Here is a 17,112-nt window from a genome sequence, read left to right as displayed (position 1 = left end):
TCAGAAGTATGCGGCAGCGAAACAGTTTTGCGTCGCTTCAGCGGGGATAATGGATCAGGGAGTGAAAATGCACCGCCCGGTCGCTGCTGTTGCGGTAGGCGTGCGGTTTATCCCCGGCAAAACGCACCCCCGAATCGGCAGTAATGGTCTGCCACTCGCCATCAATGTTCATCTCCAGTTCGCCGCTGATCACCACCACGTGTTCAATCACGCCAGCCTCGTGGGGCGTGGATTCGCTCAGGGCGCCGGCAGCGAGGGTTATCGAAAAGTGGTCAAACTTTAGCGTCTCATCCCACGGGAATAACGGTTTCACCACCATCGCCTGCTGTTCCGGGTCGAATACCGCCTGCCTGTCAGCTGCCGGCGTGATGAAGGCAGAAAAAGGGATGTTCAGCCCCGTGGCGATTTTCCACAACGTGGATACCGTCGGGCTGGATTCATTGCGCTCGATTTGCCCGAGCATGGCCTTTGAAACGCCGGTCTCTTCTGCCAGTCTGGCGAGGCTCCAGCCACGCGCCTGACGCTCGGTTTTCAGTGTGTAAGCAAGATGTTGTGTGATGTCCATGTTCCCTCCTGATGCGACCGATCATACCACTTGTACGCTATAACGCACAGTGTTACCTTAGGGCGGACGTTATAACGCACAACGGAGTTTTCATGCGCCCTTCATCCTCACTCTTTCCTGCCGTTCTCGCCGGTTTTGTCGCCGTTCTGGTGGGATATGCCAGTTCCGCCGCCATTATCTGGCAAGCCGCTGCCGCCGCAGGCGCAAACGCGCAGCAGATCGCCGGCTGGATGACGGCCCTGGGGATAGGTATGGGGGTCAGCACGCTGGCGCTTTCCTGGTGGTATAAAGCCCCGGTGCTTACCGCCTGGTCTACACCCGGCGCGGCGCTGTTAGCCACCAGCCTGCACGGGGTAACGCTTGCCGAGACCATCGGGATTTTTATCTTTGCCAACGCGCTCATTCTGCTGTGCGGCGTAACCGGGTTGTTTGCTCGCCTGATGAAGCTTATCCCGCATTCCCTTGCCGCTGCTATGCTCGCCGGGGTGCTGCTCAGGTTTGGACTGCAGGCGTTCAGCAATCTTGAGGGACATTTTTTACTGTGCGGCAGCATGCTGGCGGCATGGCTGTTCGCCAAAGCGCTGGCCCCTCGCTACGCCATTGTCGCCACGTTGCTGGTGGGCAGTATGGTGGCCTGGGCGGGAGGTGACGTTGTCACAAAAGAGTTAACCCTTTCCGTGGTGATGCCCACGTTTATCGCGCCAACCTTTACGTTAACCAGTCTGATAAGCATTGGCGTGCCCTTCTTCCTGGTCACCATGGCGTCCCAGAATGCGCCGGGCTTCGCCACGATGCAGGCTTCCGGCTATCCGCTGGCCGTATCACCGCTGATGATCGTCACCGGAGGGCTGGCCCTGGTGTTATCCCCGCTCGGCGTCTTTTCCATCTGTATCGCCGCGATCACCGCTGCGATTTGCCAGAGCCCGGATGCGCACCCGGATGCCAGCAAACGCTGGCTTGCCGCCATGGCCGCAGGCGGGTTTTATCTGCTGGCGGGCATTTTTGGCGGATCCATTTCCGGGCTGATGGCCTCCCTTCCCCTGAGCTGGATCCAGATGCTCGCCGGCCTGGCGCTGCTGGGCACCATTAGCGGGAGCCTGTATCAGGCACTGAACAACGAAACGGAGCGCGACGCGGCAATTGTCACCTTTCTCATGACCGCCAGCGGCGTCACGATCCTGGGTATTGGCTCTGCGTTCTGGGGGCTGGTGCTGGGCGGCGTATGTTATACGGTCTTTTCACACCTTCGCCGCGCGTAGCTGCGAGGGCGTTATGCCCATCATGCTGCGAAAGCGGTTACTGAAATGGCTGGCGGAGTTAAACCCGCAGGCCAGCGCGATATCCGTGAGCGGTGTGGTTGTATGCTGCACCAGCGCTTTGGCTTTCTCCATCCGACGCTGCATCACGTACTGATGTGGCGCCAGCCCCATGGACTGACGGAACATTCTGGCGAAATGATACTCGCTCAGCGCGGCCTGTTCGGCCAGTTCCGCCAGCGTCAGCGGCTGGGAAAGGTTCTCTTCGATAAACGCCAGCACGTTACGCAGCACAAACGGTGACAACCCGCCGGTCACCACCGGCAGCTTCCACTGCACGCTGGAGTAATTCTGTAACAGGTGGGTCATCAACAGCGTAGACGCGGTACTCAGGGTGAGCTGGTTAGCTTTTTGCTGCCAGTCGCAGCCGAGCAAAAACTGACGGTAAAGCGCGGTAATTTTCGGGTCGCTGCCGAAGATCTTTTCATCCAGCGTCAGGGACAGCGGGCGCTTGTCCCAGATTTTTTCCCCGACATCACGCAGATGCTCATCGGTGCAGTAGAGATGGACAAACGACAGGTCATCGCGAATATCCCACGTCGATTCACTCTCTTTTGGCATCAGACAGAAACGGTCCGGGCCGCCGCCGTTTTTCCAGCCGCCCGGCGTTTTTTGATAGCTCTCATAACCGTCCGCCACGTACAGGCTGAGGGTATGGTGATTACTTTTTACGGTTATCGTGTCGTGCTTGTTGTACCAGGCTGCCAGTTGAATACCGGAATTCAGCGCAACGGTTTCCCGCAGCACGGCGTTCTGCTGGCGTAGCGTTTCAAAGGTATCGTAAGCGCGAGACATAGCTATTAACGGGTAAGTAATCAGACTCTCAGTCTATGAAGTGTTGCGCCACGATGCCAGATCTGCAGCCACAAAAAAGCGCAAGAATATGCAAGTCCACCGCAAATCGGTGAAAGCAATGTCATGCCACTCGCGCCAGACTGCACTTTTCAGTATGTGAGAAGAGAGCAACAATGAACGCATTACTCTATGGACTGGTGGTGGTGATATGGGGAACAACCTGGATTGCCATTTTCCTGCAACAGGGGCCAGTCGCAGCCCCGGTGTCAATTTTCTGGCGCTTTGCCGTGGCCTGCGCCACGATCATGATCGTCTTAATTGCCCTGCGTCGGCTTCGTAAGCTGGCCTTGCGGGATCATCTCTTTTGCATGCTGCAAGGATGCTGCGTTTTTTGCTTCAACTTCTGGTGTTTTTACACCGCCGCCGCGCACATCAATACCGGGCTGGAGTCGGTGATTTTCTCGATGGCCGTACTGTATAACGCCATCAACAGCTTTATTTTCTTCGGTCAACGCCCACCCGCACGCTTCTGGACGGCGGCGGCCCTGGGGCTTATCGGGATCATCACCCTCTTCTGGGACGACCTGCTGGCGAGTGGCTGGAGTGCCTCACTGCTGACGGGGATTGGCCTTTCAGCACTGGGGACCTACGGGTTCTCGCTGGGCAATATGATCAGCATGCGCCACCAGCGAAAAGGGCTGGAGACCATGACCACCAACGCCTGGGCGATGTTTTACGGTACGGTCATTATGGGCTGCATTGCCCTGTTCAGGGGTGACAGTTTTATCCCCGAATGGACGGTGAGTTACATTGGTGCGCTGCTTTATCTCGCCATTTTTGGTTCGGTCATCGCTTTTGGCGCCTACTTCACGCTGGTGGGACGCATTGGCCCGGGCAAAGCGGCATACAGTACGCTGCTCTTCCCGCTGGTGGCGCTGTCCATCTCCACGGTCTATGAAGGTTACGTGTGGCATCTCAACGGCATCATTGGATTACTGCTGATTCTGGGCGGTAATATGGTGATGTTTACGAAACCGGAAACCTGGTTCAGACGTTTGCGTATGGCATAAAAAAAGGCCTGCATTGCTGCAGGCCGTTTTGATTATTTCGCGGTTTTCTTAACATCAAACATGGTGGCATCCGTCGCCATGTCATCCACAACCTGTTTTAACGTTGCAAAGCCCATTGGCGTGTTTTCGTTCGCCAGCTCTTTACCTTCGCCTTTACGCACGACCTTCATGACCGGCTTATTCGTCGCCGAATCAATCAGCTCACCTTCGAAGAAGAGATGGGTATCCATGGTGCGGTGCCCCGTTGCCATTTGCGTACCTGCAACCACTAACGCGACGGGCACTACTTCATAGAACTGCAGACCTTCTTTCTGCGAACTCACACCGGTAATCGCACCGCGGAAGATCAGGCTGTGTTTACCTGGTGTCGTAACAACAGGTTTACGCTGGCTGATTGCCGCTTTCATTTTGGTGTTGGTATAAGCCAGAAGCTCATCAAGCGTTTTTTGACCAATTTGGGTCGTTGGTTTTGGCGCTGGATAATAGGTGATTGGCGTCCATAAAATACTGTCGTAATTTGCCTCGTTATACGACGGGTCGACCCAACGCAGCGTCGGTTTACCCGTTGCGGACGTTGTTTGCTGCAATCCAGAATAATCTTTTAAAAAGCCTGAATATTGTTCGGGGGCGGCGACTTTAGACGAACAGCCCGCTAACGCCAACAGACCAGAAAGCACTGCAACTTTAAAAAAAGTGTGAGTACGCATGATGGTATTCCATGTTATCTGCAAGTATGCATTTGAAGTTATAGCAAAAGTCTGGCGGGTTTGTTGTGACAAAAAATGATGTAAGCAGCACAAATTGCGAAAAGATTGCCCGACTGAACGCCGGGCAGAGAAAAACTACTGATTAATATCAACCTGCCAGAACAAATGCTTGCCAAACGGATCGATTTCATAGCCCGTGACTTCCTTGCGCACCGGTTCAAAAATCGTCGAATGGGCAATCATTACTGCCGGCATCTGGTCATGCATCATCTGCTGGGCCTCTTTATACAGCGCCACGCGTTTATCATGATCGGTTATCGATTTCGCTTCAGCGATAATTTTATCAAATGGTTTGTAGCACCATTTGGCGGAATTAGATCCACCGTTAGCCGAAGTACAGGTAAATAACGGACCAAAGAAGTTATCCGGGTCGCCGGTTGCGGTGGTCCAGCCCATCAGCGCGGCCTGATGTTCACCGCCCTTCACCCGCTTAAGATACTCGCCCCATTCATAGGTGACGATTTTGGTCTGGACGCCAACCTTCGCCCAGTCGGCCTGAATCATCTCCGCCATCCGTTTTGCGTTCGGATTGTAGGGGCGCTGAACCGGCATCGCCCATAAATCGATGCTGATGCCGTTTGCAAAACCAGCCTCCTTCAACAACGCTTTCGCTTTCTCCGGATCGTAGTCGTAATCCTTCAGTTCGCTGTCGGCGCTCCAGACGCCCGGTGGCAGCAGGTTTTTCGCCGCCGTACCGGTGCCATGGAATACCGCGTCAATGATGGCCGGCTTATTGATGGCCATTGCCAGCGCCTGGCGAACCTTCACGTTATCCAGCGGAGGTTTTTGCGTATTGAAGGCCAGAAAACCGGTATTCAGCCCGGCTTTACTCATCAGATTAATGTCTTTATTAGCCTTCATGCGCGGCAGATCCGCCGGGTTTGGAAACGGCATCACCTGACATTCGTTCTTCTCGATTTTGGCAAAACGCACCGAGGCATCGGGCGTGATGCTAAACACCAGCCGATCCAGCTTCGATTTGCCCTGCCAGTACTCCGGAAACGCAGTGAACAGGATGCGCGAATCTTTCTGGTACTGCGCCAGCTTAAACGGCCCGGTGCCAATCGGGTCCATATCCACCTTTTCCGGCGTGCCGGCTTTCAGCATCGCGTCGGCATACTCCGCCGACAGGATCGAGGCGAAATACCACGCCAGATCGGCGACAAAAGGCGCTTCCGGATGAGCGAGCGTAAAGCGCACGGTGTGGTCATCGACTTTATCAATGGCCGTGATCAGGCTACCGAACTCAAGGCTCTCGAAGTTGGAATAGCTGCCGTTAGAGACGTTGTGATAGGGATGGTTTACATCCTTCTGGCGCATAAACGAGAAAATCACGTCGTCGGCGTTAAAGTCGCGCGTCGGCCTGAACGATTTATTACTCTGGAATTTCACCCCTTTACGCAGATGGAAGGTATAAACCTTGCCGTCCTCGCTCACCTCCCAACGTTCCGCGAGGCTCGGGACCAGTTCCGTTGTACCCGCCCTGAAATCGACCAGCCGGTTATAGACCGGCACGGCACTGGCATCCACGCTGGTTCCCGACGTGTATAACTGAGGATTAAAGTTTTCCGGCGATCCTTCAGAGCAATACACCAGCGTTTTTGCCGCGACGGTGGAACTGACCGTGAGCGCAGCAAGTGCCAGCGTTAACATTGTGAGTTTGCTTTTCATCATTTATTCCTGTCTTTTTAATTCGACGGCTAATTAATTCTTTTGCCATTTCATAAATATCATTAAAGTGATGTAGCAAACACCTGAAAAATAAATACAGAAGGAATCACTATGGGCTCGGCACTCTCCAGACAATTAACGCACCGCTTCTTCCGCTATCTCGCCATCACCAGCCAGAGCGATCCCAGAGTGAACACCCTTCCCTCTACGCCGGGCCAGCACGACATGGCGCGTGAGCTAGCCCAGGAGCTGGCGCAGCTGGGTTTAGACGATATTGTCATTGATGAATACGCGACGGTTACTGCGGTTAAAAAAGGTAATGTAGCCGGGGCGCCACGCATCGGTTTTATTACCCATATTGATACCGTCGATGTCGGTTTATCACCGGATATTCATCCACAAATATTAAAATTTACGGGTGAAGACCTCTGTTTGAATAAAGAGAAATCAATCTGGTTACGCGTAAAAGAGCATCCAGAAATTCTGGCTTACCCGGGTGAAGAGATTATTTTCAGCGACGGGACCAGCGTATTAGGCGCAGATAATAAAGCCGCCGTCACCGTGGTCATGACGCTGCTGGAAAACCTGACGCCAGAACACCAGCATGGCGACATTGTGGTCGCGTTTGTGCCGGATGAGGAGATCGGCCTGTGTGGCGCGAAGGCGCTGGATCTAAACCGTTTTGACGTTGATTTTGCCTGGACCATCGACTGCTGTGAGCTGGGTGAGATTGTTTACGAGAACTTCAACGCCGCGGCGGCAGAAATTCGCTTTACCGGCGTAACGGCTCACCCCATGTCCGCCAAAGGCGTGCTGGTTAACCCACTGCTGATGGCGACAGACTTCATCAGCCATTTTGACCGCCAGCAAACCCCGGAATGCACCGAGGGGCGTGAAGGCTATATCTGGTTTAACGGCATTCAGGCGGGGCAAAACGAGGCCGTCTTAAAAGCGAATATCCGTGATTTCGATAAAGCACAGTTTGCCGCCCGCAAGCAGCAGATTGCCGATGTCGCGGCGTTGATTGCCGGGCAGCATCCTACGGCAAAGGTGGAGTATCGCATTGAAGATACCTACAGCAATATCAGCAATGCGATTGGTGAGGATCGTCGCGCTATCGACCTGATGTTTGAGGCCATGGAATCCCTTGGGATCACGCCCAAACCGACGCCAATGCGCGGCGGTACTGACGGCGCAGCGCTCTCGGCAAAAGGCCTGCTCACGCCAAACTTCTTCACCGGCGCGCATAACTTCCACTCGAAGTTTGAGTTTTTGCCGCTGTCGTCGTTCGAGGCCTCATACAACACGGCCCTGCAGCTCTGCCTGCTGGCCGCCCGTTAAGCGGGCTTGCGCGCCAGCAGCGTGGCAAAACGCAGTTTGATGCGGTTACCGTTCTCGTCTGTGCGGTGCAGTTCGCCCACCTCTTCGTTGTACTTGAGCAACGCCCAGCCCTCGTAGTAGTTGCTCAGTTCACCGCTTTTGAACGCAAACGAGAAGCCGACGGTGCACGGGTAATCCGCCGTGTCCATCGCGGCAACAATCAGGTTATAACCGCCGGGTCTGGTGCAGCGCTGCATATTGCCGATCAGGCCCGGAATGGTTTTCGCTTCCAGGAACATCAGCACCACGGTAGAGAGAATAAAATCGTATTCGCCCTCAAAGCTCAGGTTGTTCAGATCTTTGATTGCCGTCTGCAGGTTTACGATGCCTTCTTCCGCTTTGATGCGCTCAATATTATCGATACTCAGGGGATTTTTATCCCACGCGGTCACGTCGTAACCGTTGGCTGCCAGATAGAGGCTGTTACGCCCGTTACCACAGCCCAGATCCAGCGTTTTACCCGGTTTCACAATGCCCGCGCTGTACAGCACTTCTGAGTGCGTACGGGTTAAGCCATATTTCTCTGTGAAGTAATTTTCATCAACAGCCATTATTTTTCCTCAGATTGCATAAGCAGCGCTTTATCAGTGCGCACCAGAAGTTTGCCCTGTATCAGCAAGATAAACGTTCGTACCAGCAGCATCCCGATGATGACATTGGTAAAGATAAACAGTGGGACGGCAATGGCGTGGAAAAAGCCCGACGGACTGCTCTGCCCAAGATGAAGCCCCGTGGTGGCCAGGGCCGACACGCCAAACGAGAAGCTCCAGAACGAGGCGTTAAACGGCTGGGATAAATACCATGGCATCAGCCGTAACATAAACAGCAGTTGCAACAGGCCGTAGCCGAACAGCATTTTGGCAAATGTATCCGCCTCACCGCCATTGACGCTAAACCAGGCGCTGCAGGCCACCAGCGCGGGGGCCAGCTGAATACCCAGCGAGGTTCGCAGCGCGGAAGGCAACTCCCCGGCGCTACGAAGTCGTTGCAAAATCACCGGCTCAAGGCTGAGCCAGGAAAAAACGCCCGCCCCGAGAAACACCAGCCCGGCATCGTTAAACCCCAGCGCGCCGCACGCCATGGCACTGATAAAGTTGTTTGCTACCGTGGGCAGATATAACCCCGGCGTGGTGGCCTCTTGCGGATGGTTACCGCGCCATAATCCGGCGCTTTGCCAGGCAGCATAAGCCAGCTGTATCACCACCCCGACGCCAAATAACACCAGTGACACCGGACGCAGCCAGGGCACAAAACCGATGGCGACCAGCATCGTTGTGGCGGGAAAAAGGCTGACAAAACTGCTCATCACCGGGTGGCGCATCTCGGCCAGCACACTTCGCGGGAAACGGATCGCCCGGGCGATAAACGCCACCGTAAGCAAAAACCAAATCACAATCGCAAGGGCCACCAGGCTCTCACCAGGCCAGCGCGTCACGGGCCAGAGCGTGCTGGCGTATCGCCAGGCGAAGCCCATCCCAATGATGCCAAGCACCATACCGAAGTAACCCGCGGGCAGGTTAAGCACTTGTTGAGCGTTGTTATTTTTATTCATTAATTTGAATTTTTAAAATGTATTTTAAATGCCATTTTAAGGGGTTTCCGCGACGGATGCCAGCACTACGAAACGCCGAAAGTTTGCTACGTTTAGTGGAGACGCTTACCCGAGACTCCATGATGAAAAAGTACAGGCTCAGCGAGGACACCCGCCTCTGGCAATGGAAAAACGGCGAGACAACGCACACGACGTCGTTACGACAGATTATTGCCACGGCGAATTTTAACGACATCGTGAGCGGCACGAAAGGCGGCTGGGTTGAAGATGAGAGCGCCCTCGCGCACGAAGGCGACTGCTGGATCTACGATGAAAACAGCGTCGTCTTTGCCGGTGCGACGGTGTCCGGCAACGCGCGCCTTACCCTGCCTTGCATCGTCAGTCATGACGCGCAGATTGGCGACAACTGCTGGCTGGACGGCGCAGAGGTCAGTCACGGTGCGCGCATAAGTGACAACGTCACGATACAGCAATCCTGCGTGCGCGGCGAATGCCATATTTTCGGTGAGGCGCGGGTGCTTCATAACAGCGTGGTGATTGCTGCCAAAGGGCTTACGCCGGACCATGAGCAGATCCTGAAAATTTATGACAAGGCGACGGTGAGCCAGTCCCGCATTGTGCATCAGGCGCAAATCTACGGCGAGGCAATGGTTAATTATGCCTTCGTTGAACACCGGGCGGAAGTTTTCGACAGCGCCATCCTCGAAGGCAACGATCTCAATAACGTCTGGGTATGTGATTGCGCAAAAGTGTACGGTAACGCCCGCCTCATTGCCGGTTTTGACGACGATGCCATCCCTACCGTCCGCTACAGCTCTCAGGTGGCAGAGAACGCGGTGGTGGAAGGAAATTGTGTCATTAAACACCACGTCCTGATTGGCGGTCAGGCCTGGCTGCGCGGCGGCCCTATCCTGCTTGACGATAAGGTCGTGATCCAGGGACGGGCACGTATCAGCGGCGATGTGCTTATTGAGCATCGGGTTGAAATCACCGACGATGCGGTGATTGAGGCTTTTGCCGGTGAGAACATCCATCTGCGCGGAGAAAAGGTGATTAACGGCGACCAGCGCATCACCCGTACGCCTCTGTTGGGAGCGTTATAGCGGGTAAATTTTGCCGTAGAGATTCACATCGTCAAAACGGCCATTCAGGAACTCTGCTTCCCGCAGGCACCCCTCCAGCGTAAAACCGTTGCGCAGGGCAACGTTGTTGCTGGGTTTATTCGCCACCCGACACTTAATGACAAAACGGCGGATCTCGCCTCGCTCGGCGTAATAGCGCATAAACGCCTGCAGCGCCTGCGACAGAATGCCCTGTCCCTGATGCGCCTCATCCAGCCAGTAACCGATGTATCCGGCTTTGTTGGCGGGTTCAATCGCATTAAACGACAGCACGCCGACCAGGTCCTCATCCTTGAAAATCAGAAACATTTTGGCGTAGCCGCGCTGGTGCAGCATCTGATTACTCAGTACATTACGACGGGTGTCATCTTCGGTGCCCACATGCTGCGCCCAGTCAAAAGCGGTTTGCAGCCAGGCTTTGTTTCTGATGACCATGTTGTGCAGATCGGCGGTATAGCGCTCTTCGACGGCGCGAAGCTCGAGATGGTCAGTCACCGGGATAATTTCAGATTCAGTGGCGGTCATCGTCCCTTCCCGTCACCCTCTCCCCGGCGGGGAGAGGGAATAAATGGTCAACGCATGATGCGATCGTCGACGTAGTTACGTTTGTCCGGCGCAGGCGGGAAATACTGATACAGCCAGGTCTCACTGATCGCATCCCCCTGACAGCGCAGGAACAGGCGCATATCCACCGGTTCGGTTGAATCCGAGGTAGGATACCAGTCGAACAGAATGCGATAGCCGTCAAACGGCTCAACGTAGAGGATCTCAACCTGCTTCGCTTCGCCGCTGGAGAGGGTAATGACCGGCTCAATGCCTTTTGGCGCGGCAGCTTTCAGATCGCCCCCGACGAAGTCGATAGCAAAGCGACGGGCCCACACTTTCGGGTAGTTTTCGCCCGGCGCCCAGCCTTCCGGGAACCCACCCATACCGGTGCGGGTCGCGAAGACATTCGCCAGTGGGGAACGGACCGGCGGCATGGCGCTCCAGTAAAGACGGTATTTAAAGTCCAGCTCATCGCCCGCTTTCACCGGTTTTTCTGGCTGCCAGAAGCAGACCACGTTATCCAGTGTTTCACCCGTTGTCGGGATCTCCATCAGGCCAACCGCACCTTTACCCCAGTCGTTACGCGGCTCCACCCAGAGGCCTGGGCGTTTGTTATACCAGCCCATGACGTCCTGATAATGCGAGAAATCGCGATCGAGCTGGAGCAAGCCGAACCCTTTCGGGTTTTTGTCCACAAACGCATTAAACTGCAGCTTCTGCGGGTTGTTCAGCGGACGGCAAATCCACTCCCCGTTACCGCGCCACATGGCGAGACGGTCGGAGTCATGAATTTGCGGGTGGATGGTATCGCACATGCGGCGTTCGTTTGTACCGCAGCTGAACATACTGGTCATCGGCGCAATGCCGAGCTGTTTAATGTCTTTACGCGCATAGAGATGGTTTTCCACCTCCATGATCACCTGGCTCTTCTCGCAGTGGATCACGAACTTATACGCACCGGTGATGCTTGGGCTGTCCAGCAGCGTATAGACGGTGAAGGTAGTGTCGCCCGGTTTGACGGTTTCAAACCAGAACGCGGTGAAGTCTGGGAACTCTTCCGGCGTGTCGGTAAAGGTATCCACCGCCAGACCCCGCGCGGAAAGACCATACTGATAGGTATCATCAACCGCACGGAAATAGCTCGCCCCCAGGAATGAGACGATATCGCGACGCGCCAGTTCCGGTGCCTTGAAGGCACGGAAACCGGCAAACCCAAGATCGCTTTGCCCTTCCAGCTGCTTCGTATCAACACCGGTTTCACCGTAGCTGAACAGCTCAGGACGGAAGTGGATTTCGCGCGCCTGTGACGTTGACTGATCCAGCGAGAACATGCGCACGCGGCGACGGAAACCCATGCCCATATGGAAGAACTGCACGTCCAGTTGACGGCCTTCAATGTTATTCCACAGTGACTGTTTTTCATCGTAACGGATGGCGTTATAGGCCTGCGGCGTCATGGTCGCCAGCGTGTCCGGTAACGGTCGCGGTGCTCCGCCCCACGGGGTTTTCGCCAGGTCATGGGCCATGGATTGCAGTACGGAGAAGTCAAAACGACGGCTCTGACCGTCAGCAATGTCAGAGTCAGCAGCGTAAGCCGCTTTGGAAAACAGGGAAGCAAGGCCAGTTGTGCCGCTCAGGGCTGCCATTGCCAGCGAGCCTTTTAGAAAACGTCTGCGATTCATGCCTGGAAAAACGTCCTTATGGTCGTGTGAATGTGTTTCGCACTCGGCGAAATGACGGCAAGAAAGAACGCACAGCCTAAACAAAAATGGTTAAGAATCCAATTGTTGGGCGGCGATTATCTGTACAAAGTGCGAAATATTTTCTGTCGAGCAGAACGACCCGAAAAAGGTGTAAAGAAAGGTATAAAGACGTGTATAAAAATGCCCCGGCTGGACATCGTCAGTCGGGGCAAATGAGGCGGTTATTTTACGCTGACATCGATACCTGGGAAGTACTTATCAGCGAGTTTAGCGATCGTGCCATCGGCACGCACTTTATCAATTGCGGCATCAAGTTGCTTTTTGGTGGCCTCGTCCCCTTTACGCAACCCAAAGCCGATCCCACTGCCGAGGATAGTGTCGTCCGACACCGGTTTGCCGATAAAGCCAAACCCTTTCCCCTGCGGCTTGCTGAGGAAACCTGCCTGCCCGGCCGCGGACATAACCAGCGAGGCGTCGATACGGCCATTCAGCAGATCGCCCCAGGCCATATTCTGATCTTTATAAGACACCACGGTGACACCCTGCTTTTCCCAGTGCTCTTTCGCGTAGGTTTCCTGAATGGAGCCCTGCAGGACACCGATGGTTTTGCCCTTAAGCCCCGCGGGCGTTGCCTCTACCGCGGTACCGGCCTTGCCAACGAGCTGCGACGGGATGCGGTAAATCGGCTGGGTAAAATCAATACTTTTACGTCGCTGTTCGGTGATGTTCATCGCCGAGTTAATGGCATCAAATTTCTTCGCCACCAGGCCCGGTATTAACGCATCAAAAGAGGTTTCAACCCAGGTGCATTTCAGCGCTGCGGCTTTGCAGATGGCATTGCCCAGCTCAACGTCAAACCCTTCCAGTTCGCCAGCAGCATTTCGGCTTTCAAACGGCGGATATTCCGCCTCCAGCCCGTACCGCAGTTCGATGGCAGCGAATGACGAAAACGTACACAGCAATCCCATGCCGACAACTAACGCGCGTAATTTCATCTCCAACTCCTTAGCGTGGTTTAACCCGACACAGGGCCTGGGCACCTGCCCGTAACGTCGCCTCATCTTTCGCAAAAGAGAGACGAATCAATTTATTATCCGTACCATCCGCATAAAACGCCGACAGCGGAATGGTGGCCACTCCATACTCAACGATCAGCCGTTTCACCAGTTCACTGTCGCGCTCATCGCTAAACTGGCTGTAGTCGGCCAGCAGGAAAAACGAACCGGCGCTCGGCAAGAGTCTGAACGGTGATGCTTCCAGCAAACTTTGCAGCAGATCGCGTTTGCGCTGATAAAACGCCGCCAGCGACAGCCAGGTTTGCGGGTCAATCATGTGCTCTGCAAACGCATGCTGCATTGGCGTATCGGCAGAAAACATCAGAAATTGATGGACTTTACAAATCTCATCCATCAGTACCGCCGGAGCAACACAGTAACCCACGCGCCAGCCGGTCACGTGATAGGTTTTTCCGAAGGAAGAGATAATGACGCTCCGCTCCGCCAGCTGCGGATGTGTCGCCATACCGTGGTGCGGTTCACCATCAAAGACGACGTGTTCGTACACTTCGTCAGACAAAATAATGATATCGGTATTGCGGGTCACCGCCACCAGCTGCTGCAGGTCCTCTGCTGAAAAGACCTGCCCACTCGGGTTATGCGGGGTATTGATGATAATCATGCGCGTACGTGGGGTGATCGCCGCACGGACTTCATCCCAGTTGACGGCAAAATCCGGCACCGTCAGTTTAATGGCAACCGGCGTGGCCCCCTGCAGGCGAACAATCGGGGCGTAACTGTCAAACGACGGTTCAAAGTAGATCACTTCGTCGCCCGGGTGCACCAGCCCGCTGATCGCCGAATAGAGTCCTTCGCTGGCACTGGCGGTGACCAGCACTTCGCTGGCCGGGTCATAGTGCGTGCCGTAGAGGGTGGCAATTTTATCCGCAATACGCTCTTTAAGCGGCTGCAGGCCGGTCATTGCCGCGTACTGGTTGTGCCCTGCCTCCATCGCCCGGGTCACCCCGGCGACCAGTTTGGGATCGCAGGAAAAATTGGGTGCACCCTGAGAAAGATTGATGGCGTTATGCCGGGCGGAGAGCTGGCCGATAACGGTAAAAATCGTGGTCCCCACATCGGGTAATTTGGAACGGGTGTGCACCGGAGTGTGTAACGTCATCCTCTTTCCTTTCTCATGATGAATGCATAACTATTCAAACAACAAGTCAGTTGTCGGGACAATCGAATTGTTGTCATAATAGCCATGAGAAAAACGCATACCTGAGGTGTTTAATGTCGCGCCGTTCGCTCCCGCTTAATGCCATCGATGCCTTTTTAGTCACCGCGCGTCATCTGAATCTGACCCATGCCGCAACAGAGCTCTGTCTGACGCAGGGAGCCGTAAGTCGCAAAATCGCCACCCTTGAAGCGTGGTTCGGCTTTCCGCTGTTCGAGCGCCATGCGCGCGGCCTGCGCCTCTCCCCACAGGGCAGCGCCCTGCTTCCGGAATTGCAATCCACTTTTGAAACGCTGCTGACCCTGGCCGATCGGGCCCGTACCCAGCAAACCGTGATCCGACTCAAAGCACCCACCTGCGCCATGCGCTGGCTGGTGCCTCGTCTGCTGGAGGTGGAGCGCGAGCAGCCGGATCTGCAGATCGCATTGACCACCACCACCGACCATAACGTCAATTTCAAAACGGAATCTTACGACGCGGCCATTGTATTTGGCACCCATATGAGCGCGGGCGATCTGTTGTTTGAAGAGGCGTTAACCCCGGTAATGAGCCCCCTGCGAGCAGGTTGCGAACTGGGTGCGTTAACCTTCCTTCACCCGACACGGGATAAGACAGACTGGTCCTTGTGGCTGGCGAAGCAGGAAGGCCCGGGGGTTGTTATGCACAAAAATCAACACTTCGACACGATGGACCTTGCCATCACGGCCGCCATTCAGGGGCTGGGGGTGGCCATTGCTGACGAAACGCTGGTGGAAGAAGATGTCCGCGCCGGGAGGCTGGCGCGGCCTTTTGCGAGCAGCATTAAAACGGGTGCGAGCTACAGACTGGTTCTGCGCGAATCGCCTGGCCAGGAAAATGGGCTGGCGGCGTTTCGCGCCTGCCTGCTCAGTCGAGGCTCACATGGTGTTTCATAACGCGCTTAAAGAGGCTCATGCGCGCGCGCATAAAGCGGTTTTCAAGCCTGAAACCTGCATGTTTATTCACGCCGATACGTAGCAGCACGTCCCTTCCTTTTCGACAGGCCGGCCAGTGCGTCGGGCCAGGAAGACTTTCCCGGTGACCGGCGTCACGCGCAAAACTCACCCAATAATCTGCAACCTGCGCTGCGAATTGCCGGTCTCGCGCATTAACGTAGTGGCAGGAAGGCTCAATCTCACCAAGGGTATCAAACACGTACGGCACCTCATTACCATGCCAGGCACCGTTGATATAGGTTGCGTGTTCTGCTTCCGCCACATAGTCGAACCAGTAACGCCAGCACAAGCCGCCCACGCGCTGCTGGGCCTGCATCACCACATATCCCATGGTGGTAAAAGCCATATCCCGGCACACCTGCCTGCCAAGCTCCACATCCCCTTTCACACCCGGATAGAGCAGTTTGATCAGCCCCAGTCCAAAGCGACGTTCACGGCGAAGCTTCTGGATCTGACCGGCGAGATCGATACCAAATACCGCCATCACGCTGGCTTCGTCACTGTTCGACCCAATCATCACCGGAACAGGATGCTGACGCGCGGCAAAGAACACATCGAGCATTGATTCCGGCAGAACACAGTCTCCGACGATGGGGGCCGGGGCGATGTTCAGCGGCGCGGCCAGCGGCCAGAACGCTTCGGGGGGAATGGCACGTAACTGTTCTGCTGACGCCTCCTCAAGGCCGAAATGCGCCGCCAGCGCTTCCCCTTTTTGCAGGGCCTGTTCCCGCGGCGTATCCGGCAGGGTGTATCCGCTTTGCACAATCGCCTTGTGGAAGAGTCCCTTCGCCAGCGGAGACGCCAGCAGCGACAACACGCTGCGCGCGCCGGCGGATTCACCAAACAGGGTGACGTTGTCAGGATCGCCACCGAAAGCGGCAATATTCTCCCGAACCCATTCAAGGGCGGCAATCTGATCCAGCAGCGCAAAGTTATGCACCACCCGGTCTTCTTCTCCCTCCAGCGCGGGATGGGCAAAAAAGCCAAGGTGACCAAGACGGTAATTGATCGTCACAACCACCACGCCGCGCGTTGCCAGCGCCTTACCGTTATAGGGCGGCAGGCCACCCGCGCCAATGGTAAACCCCCCGCCGTGTAGCCAGACCATGACGGGAAGCGGCGCCGGGCGCTCGACGGGTGACCAGACGTTAAGATACAGACAATCTTCTGAGAACCGGCCGGGATCGCCGCCCCCTAACGCCTGGCAATACTCACTGTTCTGCCAGCTTGAGGGCGAAAAAGCGGTGGCCAGACGCAGCCCCTCCCAGCGTTCAGGCGGCCGTGGCGAACGCCAGCGCCAGTTGCCAACGGGAGGTGCCGCATAGGGAATACCACACCAGAGATGTACGTTTTCATCCGTTAAACCAGACAGTGCGCCCTGGCGCGTTTCAATCACAGGGGCGGAGGGATTTTGCATAAC

General features: G+C 55.4%; 16 protein-coding genes. 5 read left to right on the top strand and 11 right to left on the bottom strand.

Annotation, left to right across the window (positions count from 1 at the left end; genetic code table 11):
- Positions 1-37: 37 nt before the first annotated feature.
- Positions 38-565, bottom strand: a complete 528-nt coding sequence (locus tag BJP35_RS15960; RefSeq protein WP_047744636.1) for a helix-turn-helix domain-containing protein — start codon at positions 563-565, stop codon at positions 38-40.
- 92 nt (positions 566-657) lie between these two features.
- Between BJP35_RS15960 and BJP35_RS15955 the strand changes: the two genes are divergently transcribed.
- The gene (locus tag BJP35_RS15955) at positions 658-1,824 is read left to right on the top strand and encodes a benzoate/H(+) symporter BenE family transporter (RefSeq protein WP_020884173.1); all 1,167 of its coding nucleotides are present in this window, start codon (positions 658-660) and stop codon (positions 1,822-1,824) included.
- On the opposite strand, the gene BJP35_RS15950 is transcribed toward BJP35_RS15955, so the two are convergent.
- The gene (locus tag BJP35_RS15950) at positions 1,804-2,676 is read right to left on the bottom strand and encodes a helix-turn-helix domain-containing protein (RefSeq protein ID WP_025204220.1); all 873 of its coding nucleotides are present in this window, start codon (positions 2,674-2,676) and stop codon (positions 1,804-1,806) included. The two genes, BJP35_RS15955 and BJP35_RS15950, sit on opposite strands and share 21 nt — an antisense overlap.
- Before the next feature lie 173 nt (positions 2,677-2,849).
- On the opposite strand from BJP35_RS15950, the gene BJP35_RS15945 reads away from it, so the two are divergent.
- A complete protein-coding gene (locus BJP35_RS15945; RefSeq protein WP_014170023.1) occupies positions 2,850-3,746 on the top strand; it encodes a DMT family transporter in 897 nt (298 codons plus the stop codon).
- 32 nt (positions 3,747-3,778) lie between these two features.
- On the opposite strand, the gene BJP35_RS15940 is transcribed toward BJP35_RS15945, so the two are convergent.
- Together BJP35_RS15940 and BJP35_RS15935 are read right to left on the bottom strand one after the other, a co-directional pair.
- Complete coding sequence (locus tag BJP35_RS15940; RefSeq protein ID WP_020884175.1) at positions 3,779-4,453, bottom strand: DUF3313 domain-containing protein; 675 nt, start codon at positions 4,451-4,453, stop codon at positions 3,779-3,781.
- A 135-nt stretch (positions 4,454-4,588) separates the two neighbouring features.
- Complete coding sequence (locus BJP35_RS15935; protein ID WP_047744635.1) at positions 4,589-6,184, bottom strand: ABC transporter substrate-binding protein; 1,596 nt, start codon at positions 6,182-6,184, stop codon at positions 4,589-4,591.
- A gap of 111 nt (positions 6,185-6,295) precedes the next feature.
- Here BJP35_RS15935 and pepT point away from each other — a divergent pair, with 111 nt between their 5' ends.
- Entirely contained in the window at positions 6,296-7,525 is a 1,230-nt protein-coding gene (gene pepT, locus BJP35_RS15930; RefSeq protein WP_020884177.1) for a peptidase T, read from the top strand.
- Here pepT and tehB read toward each other — a convergent pair.
- Together tehB and tehA are read right to left on the bottom strand one after the other, a co-directional pair.
- Positions 7,522-8,115 (bottom strand): tellurite resistance methyltransferase TehB, encoded by a 594-nt coding sequence (tehB, locus tag BJP35_RS15925; protein WP_047744634.1) that lies wholly within the window; start codon positions 8,113-8,115, stop codon positions 7,522-7,524. The genes pepT and tehB overlap by 4 nt on opposite strands.
- Positions 8,115-9,116, bottom strand: a complete 1,002-nt coding sequence (gene tehA / locus BJP35_RS15920) for a dicarboxylate transporter/tellurite-resistance protein TehA (protein WP_047744633.1) — start codon at positions 9,114-9,116, stop codon at positions 8,115-8,117. Before tehA ends, tehB begins: the two co-directional genes overlap by 1 nt.
- 122 nt (positions 9,117-9,238) lie before the next feature.
- Between tehA and ydcK the strand changes: the two genes are divergently transcribed.
- The gene (gene ydcK, locus BJP35_RS15915; RefSeq protein ID WP_047744893.1) at positions 9,239-10,219 is read left to right on the top strand and encodes a YdcK family protein; all 981 of its coding nucleotides are present in this window, start codon (positions 9,239-9,241) and stop codon (positions 10,217-10,219) included.
- On the opposite strand, the gene rimL is transcribed toward ydcK, so the two are convergent.
- The 4 genes from rimL to BJP35_RS15890 all read right to left on the bottom strand — a co-directional run bounded on the left by rimL (position 10,214) and on the right by BJP35_RS15890 (position 14,661).
- Positions 10,214-10,762: a 50S ribosomal protein L7/L12-serine acetyltransferase gene (gene rimL, locus BJP35_RS15910; protein ID WP_086463418.1), complete on the bottom strand. Its 549-nt coding sequence runs from the start codon at positions 10,760-10,762 to the stop codon at positions 10,214-10,216. The two genes, ydcK and rimL, sit on opposite strands and share 6 nt — an antisense overlap.
- Before the next feature lie 47 nt (positions 10,763-10,809).
- The gene (locus BJP35_RS15905) at positions 10,810-12,465 is read right to left on the bottom strand and encodes a glucan biosynthesis protein D (protein ID WP_025204228.1); all 1,656 of its coding nucleotides are present in this window, start codon (positions 12,463-12,465) and stop codon (positions 10,810-10,812) included.
- Between the two features lie 242 nt (positions 12,466-12,707).
- Positions 12,708-13,481, bottom strand: coding sequence for a transporter substrate-binding domain-containing protein (locus tag BJP35_RS15895; protein ID WP_040017445.1), 774 nt, complete (start codon positions 13,479-13,481; stop codon positions 12,708-12,710).
- Between the two features lie 10 nt (positions 13,482-13,491).
- Entirely contained in the window at positions 13,492-14,661 is a 1,170-nt protein-coding gene (locus tag BJP35_RS15890) for a pyridoxal phosphate-dependent aminotransferase (RefSeq protein WP_014170012.1), read from the bottom strand.
- Positions 14,662-14,774: 113 nt separating this feature from the next.
- Between BJP35_RS15890 and BJP35_RS15885 the strand changes: the two genes are divergently transcribed.
- Positions 14,775-15,632, top strand: coding sequence for a LysR family transcriptional regulator (locus BJP35_RS15885; RefSeq protein ID WP_047356516.1), 858 nt, complete (start codon positions 14,775-14,777; stop codon positions 15,630-15,632).
- Here BJP35_RS15885 and BJP35_RS15880 read toward each other — a convergent pair.
- On the bottom strand, positions 15,604-17,109 hold the full coding sequence (locus BJP35_RS15880) for a carboxylesterase/lipase family protein (RefSeq protein ID WP_032678128.1): 1,506 nt from the start codon (positions 17,107-17,109) through the stop codon (positions 15,604-15,606). The two genes, BJP35_RS15885 and BJP35_RS15880, sit on opposite strands and share 29 nt — an antisense overlap.
- Between the last annotated feature and the right edge of the window lie 3 nt (positions 17,110-17,112).

Source organism: Enterobacter sp. J49 (assembly GCF_002148625.1).
GTDB lineage: Bacteria > Pseudomonadota > Gammaproteobacteria > Enterobacterales > Enterobacteriaceae > Enterobacter > Enterobacter ludwigii.
The sequence above is the reverse complement of the archived record's forward strand: the minus strand, read 5'-3'. Positions and strand labels throughout refer to the sequence as shown.

Coding starts and splice junctions, on each gene's coding strand:
- pepT (WP_020884177.1), top strand. CDS start 6,296: ATGGGCTCGGCACTCTCCAGACAATTAACGCACCGCTTCTTCCGCTAT.
- BJP35_RS15960 (WP_047744636.1), bottom strand. CDS start 565: ATGGACATCACACAACATCTTGCTTACACACTGAAAACCGAGCGTCAG.
- tehA (WP_047744633.1), bottom strand. CDS start 9,116: ATGAATAAAAATAACAACGCTCAACAAGTGCTTAACCTGCCCGCGGGT.
- BJP35_RS15885 (WP_047356516.1), top strand. CDS start 14,775: ATGTCGCGCCGTTCGCTCCCGCTTAATGCCATCGATGCCTTTTTAGTC.
- BJP35_RS15880 (WP_032678128.1), bottom strand. CDS start 17,109: ATGCAAAATCCCTCCGCCCCTGTGATTGAAACGCGCCAGGGCGCACTG.
- BJP35_RS15945 (WP_014170023.1), top strand. CDS start 2,850: ATGAACGCATTACTCTATGGACTGGTGGTGGTGATATGGGGAACAACC.
- BJP35_RS15940 (WP_020884175.1), bottom strand. CDS start 4,453: ATGCGTACTCACACTTTTTTTAAAGTTGCAGTGCTTTCTGGTCTGTTG.
- BJP35_RS15935 (WP_047744635.1), bottom strand. CDS start 6,184: ATGAAAAGCAAACTCACAATGTTAACGCTGGCACTTGCTGCGCTCACG.
- BJP35_RS15895 (WP_040017445.1), bottom strand. CDS start 13,481: ATGAAATTACGCGCGTTAGTTGTCGGCATGGGATTGCTGTGTACGTTT.
- BJP35_RS15905 (WP_025204228.1), bottom strand. CDS start 12,465: ATGAATCGCAGACGTTTTCTAAAAGGCTCGCTGGCAATGGCAGCCCTG.
- rimL (WP_086463418.1), bottom strand. CDS start 10,762: ATGACCGCCACTGAATCTGAAATTATCCCGGTGACTGACCATCTCGAG.
- BJP35_RS15950 (WP_025204220.1), bottom strand. CDS start 2,676: ATGTCTCGCGCTTACGATACCTTTGAAACGCTACGCCAGCAGAACGCC.
- tehB (WP_047744634.1), bottom strand. CDS start 8,115: ATGGCTGTTGATGAAAATTACTTCACAGAGAAATATGGCTTAACCCGT.
- BJP35_RS15890 (WP_014170012.1), bottom strand. CDS start 14,661: ATGACGTTACACACTCCGGTGCACACCCGTTCCAAATTACCCGATGTG.
- ydcK (WP_047744893.1), top strand. CDS start 9,239: ATGAAAAAGTACAGGCTCAGCGAGGACACCCGCCTCTGGCAATGGAAA.
- BJP35_RS15955 (WP_020884173.1), top strand. CDS start 658: ATGCGCCCTTCATCCTCACTCTTTCCTGCCGTTCTCGCCGGTTTTGTC.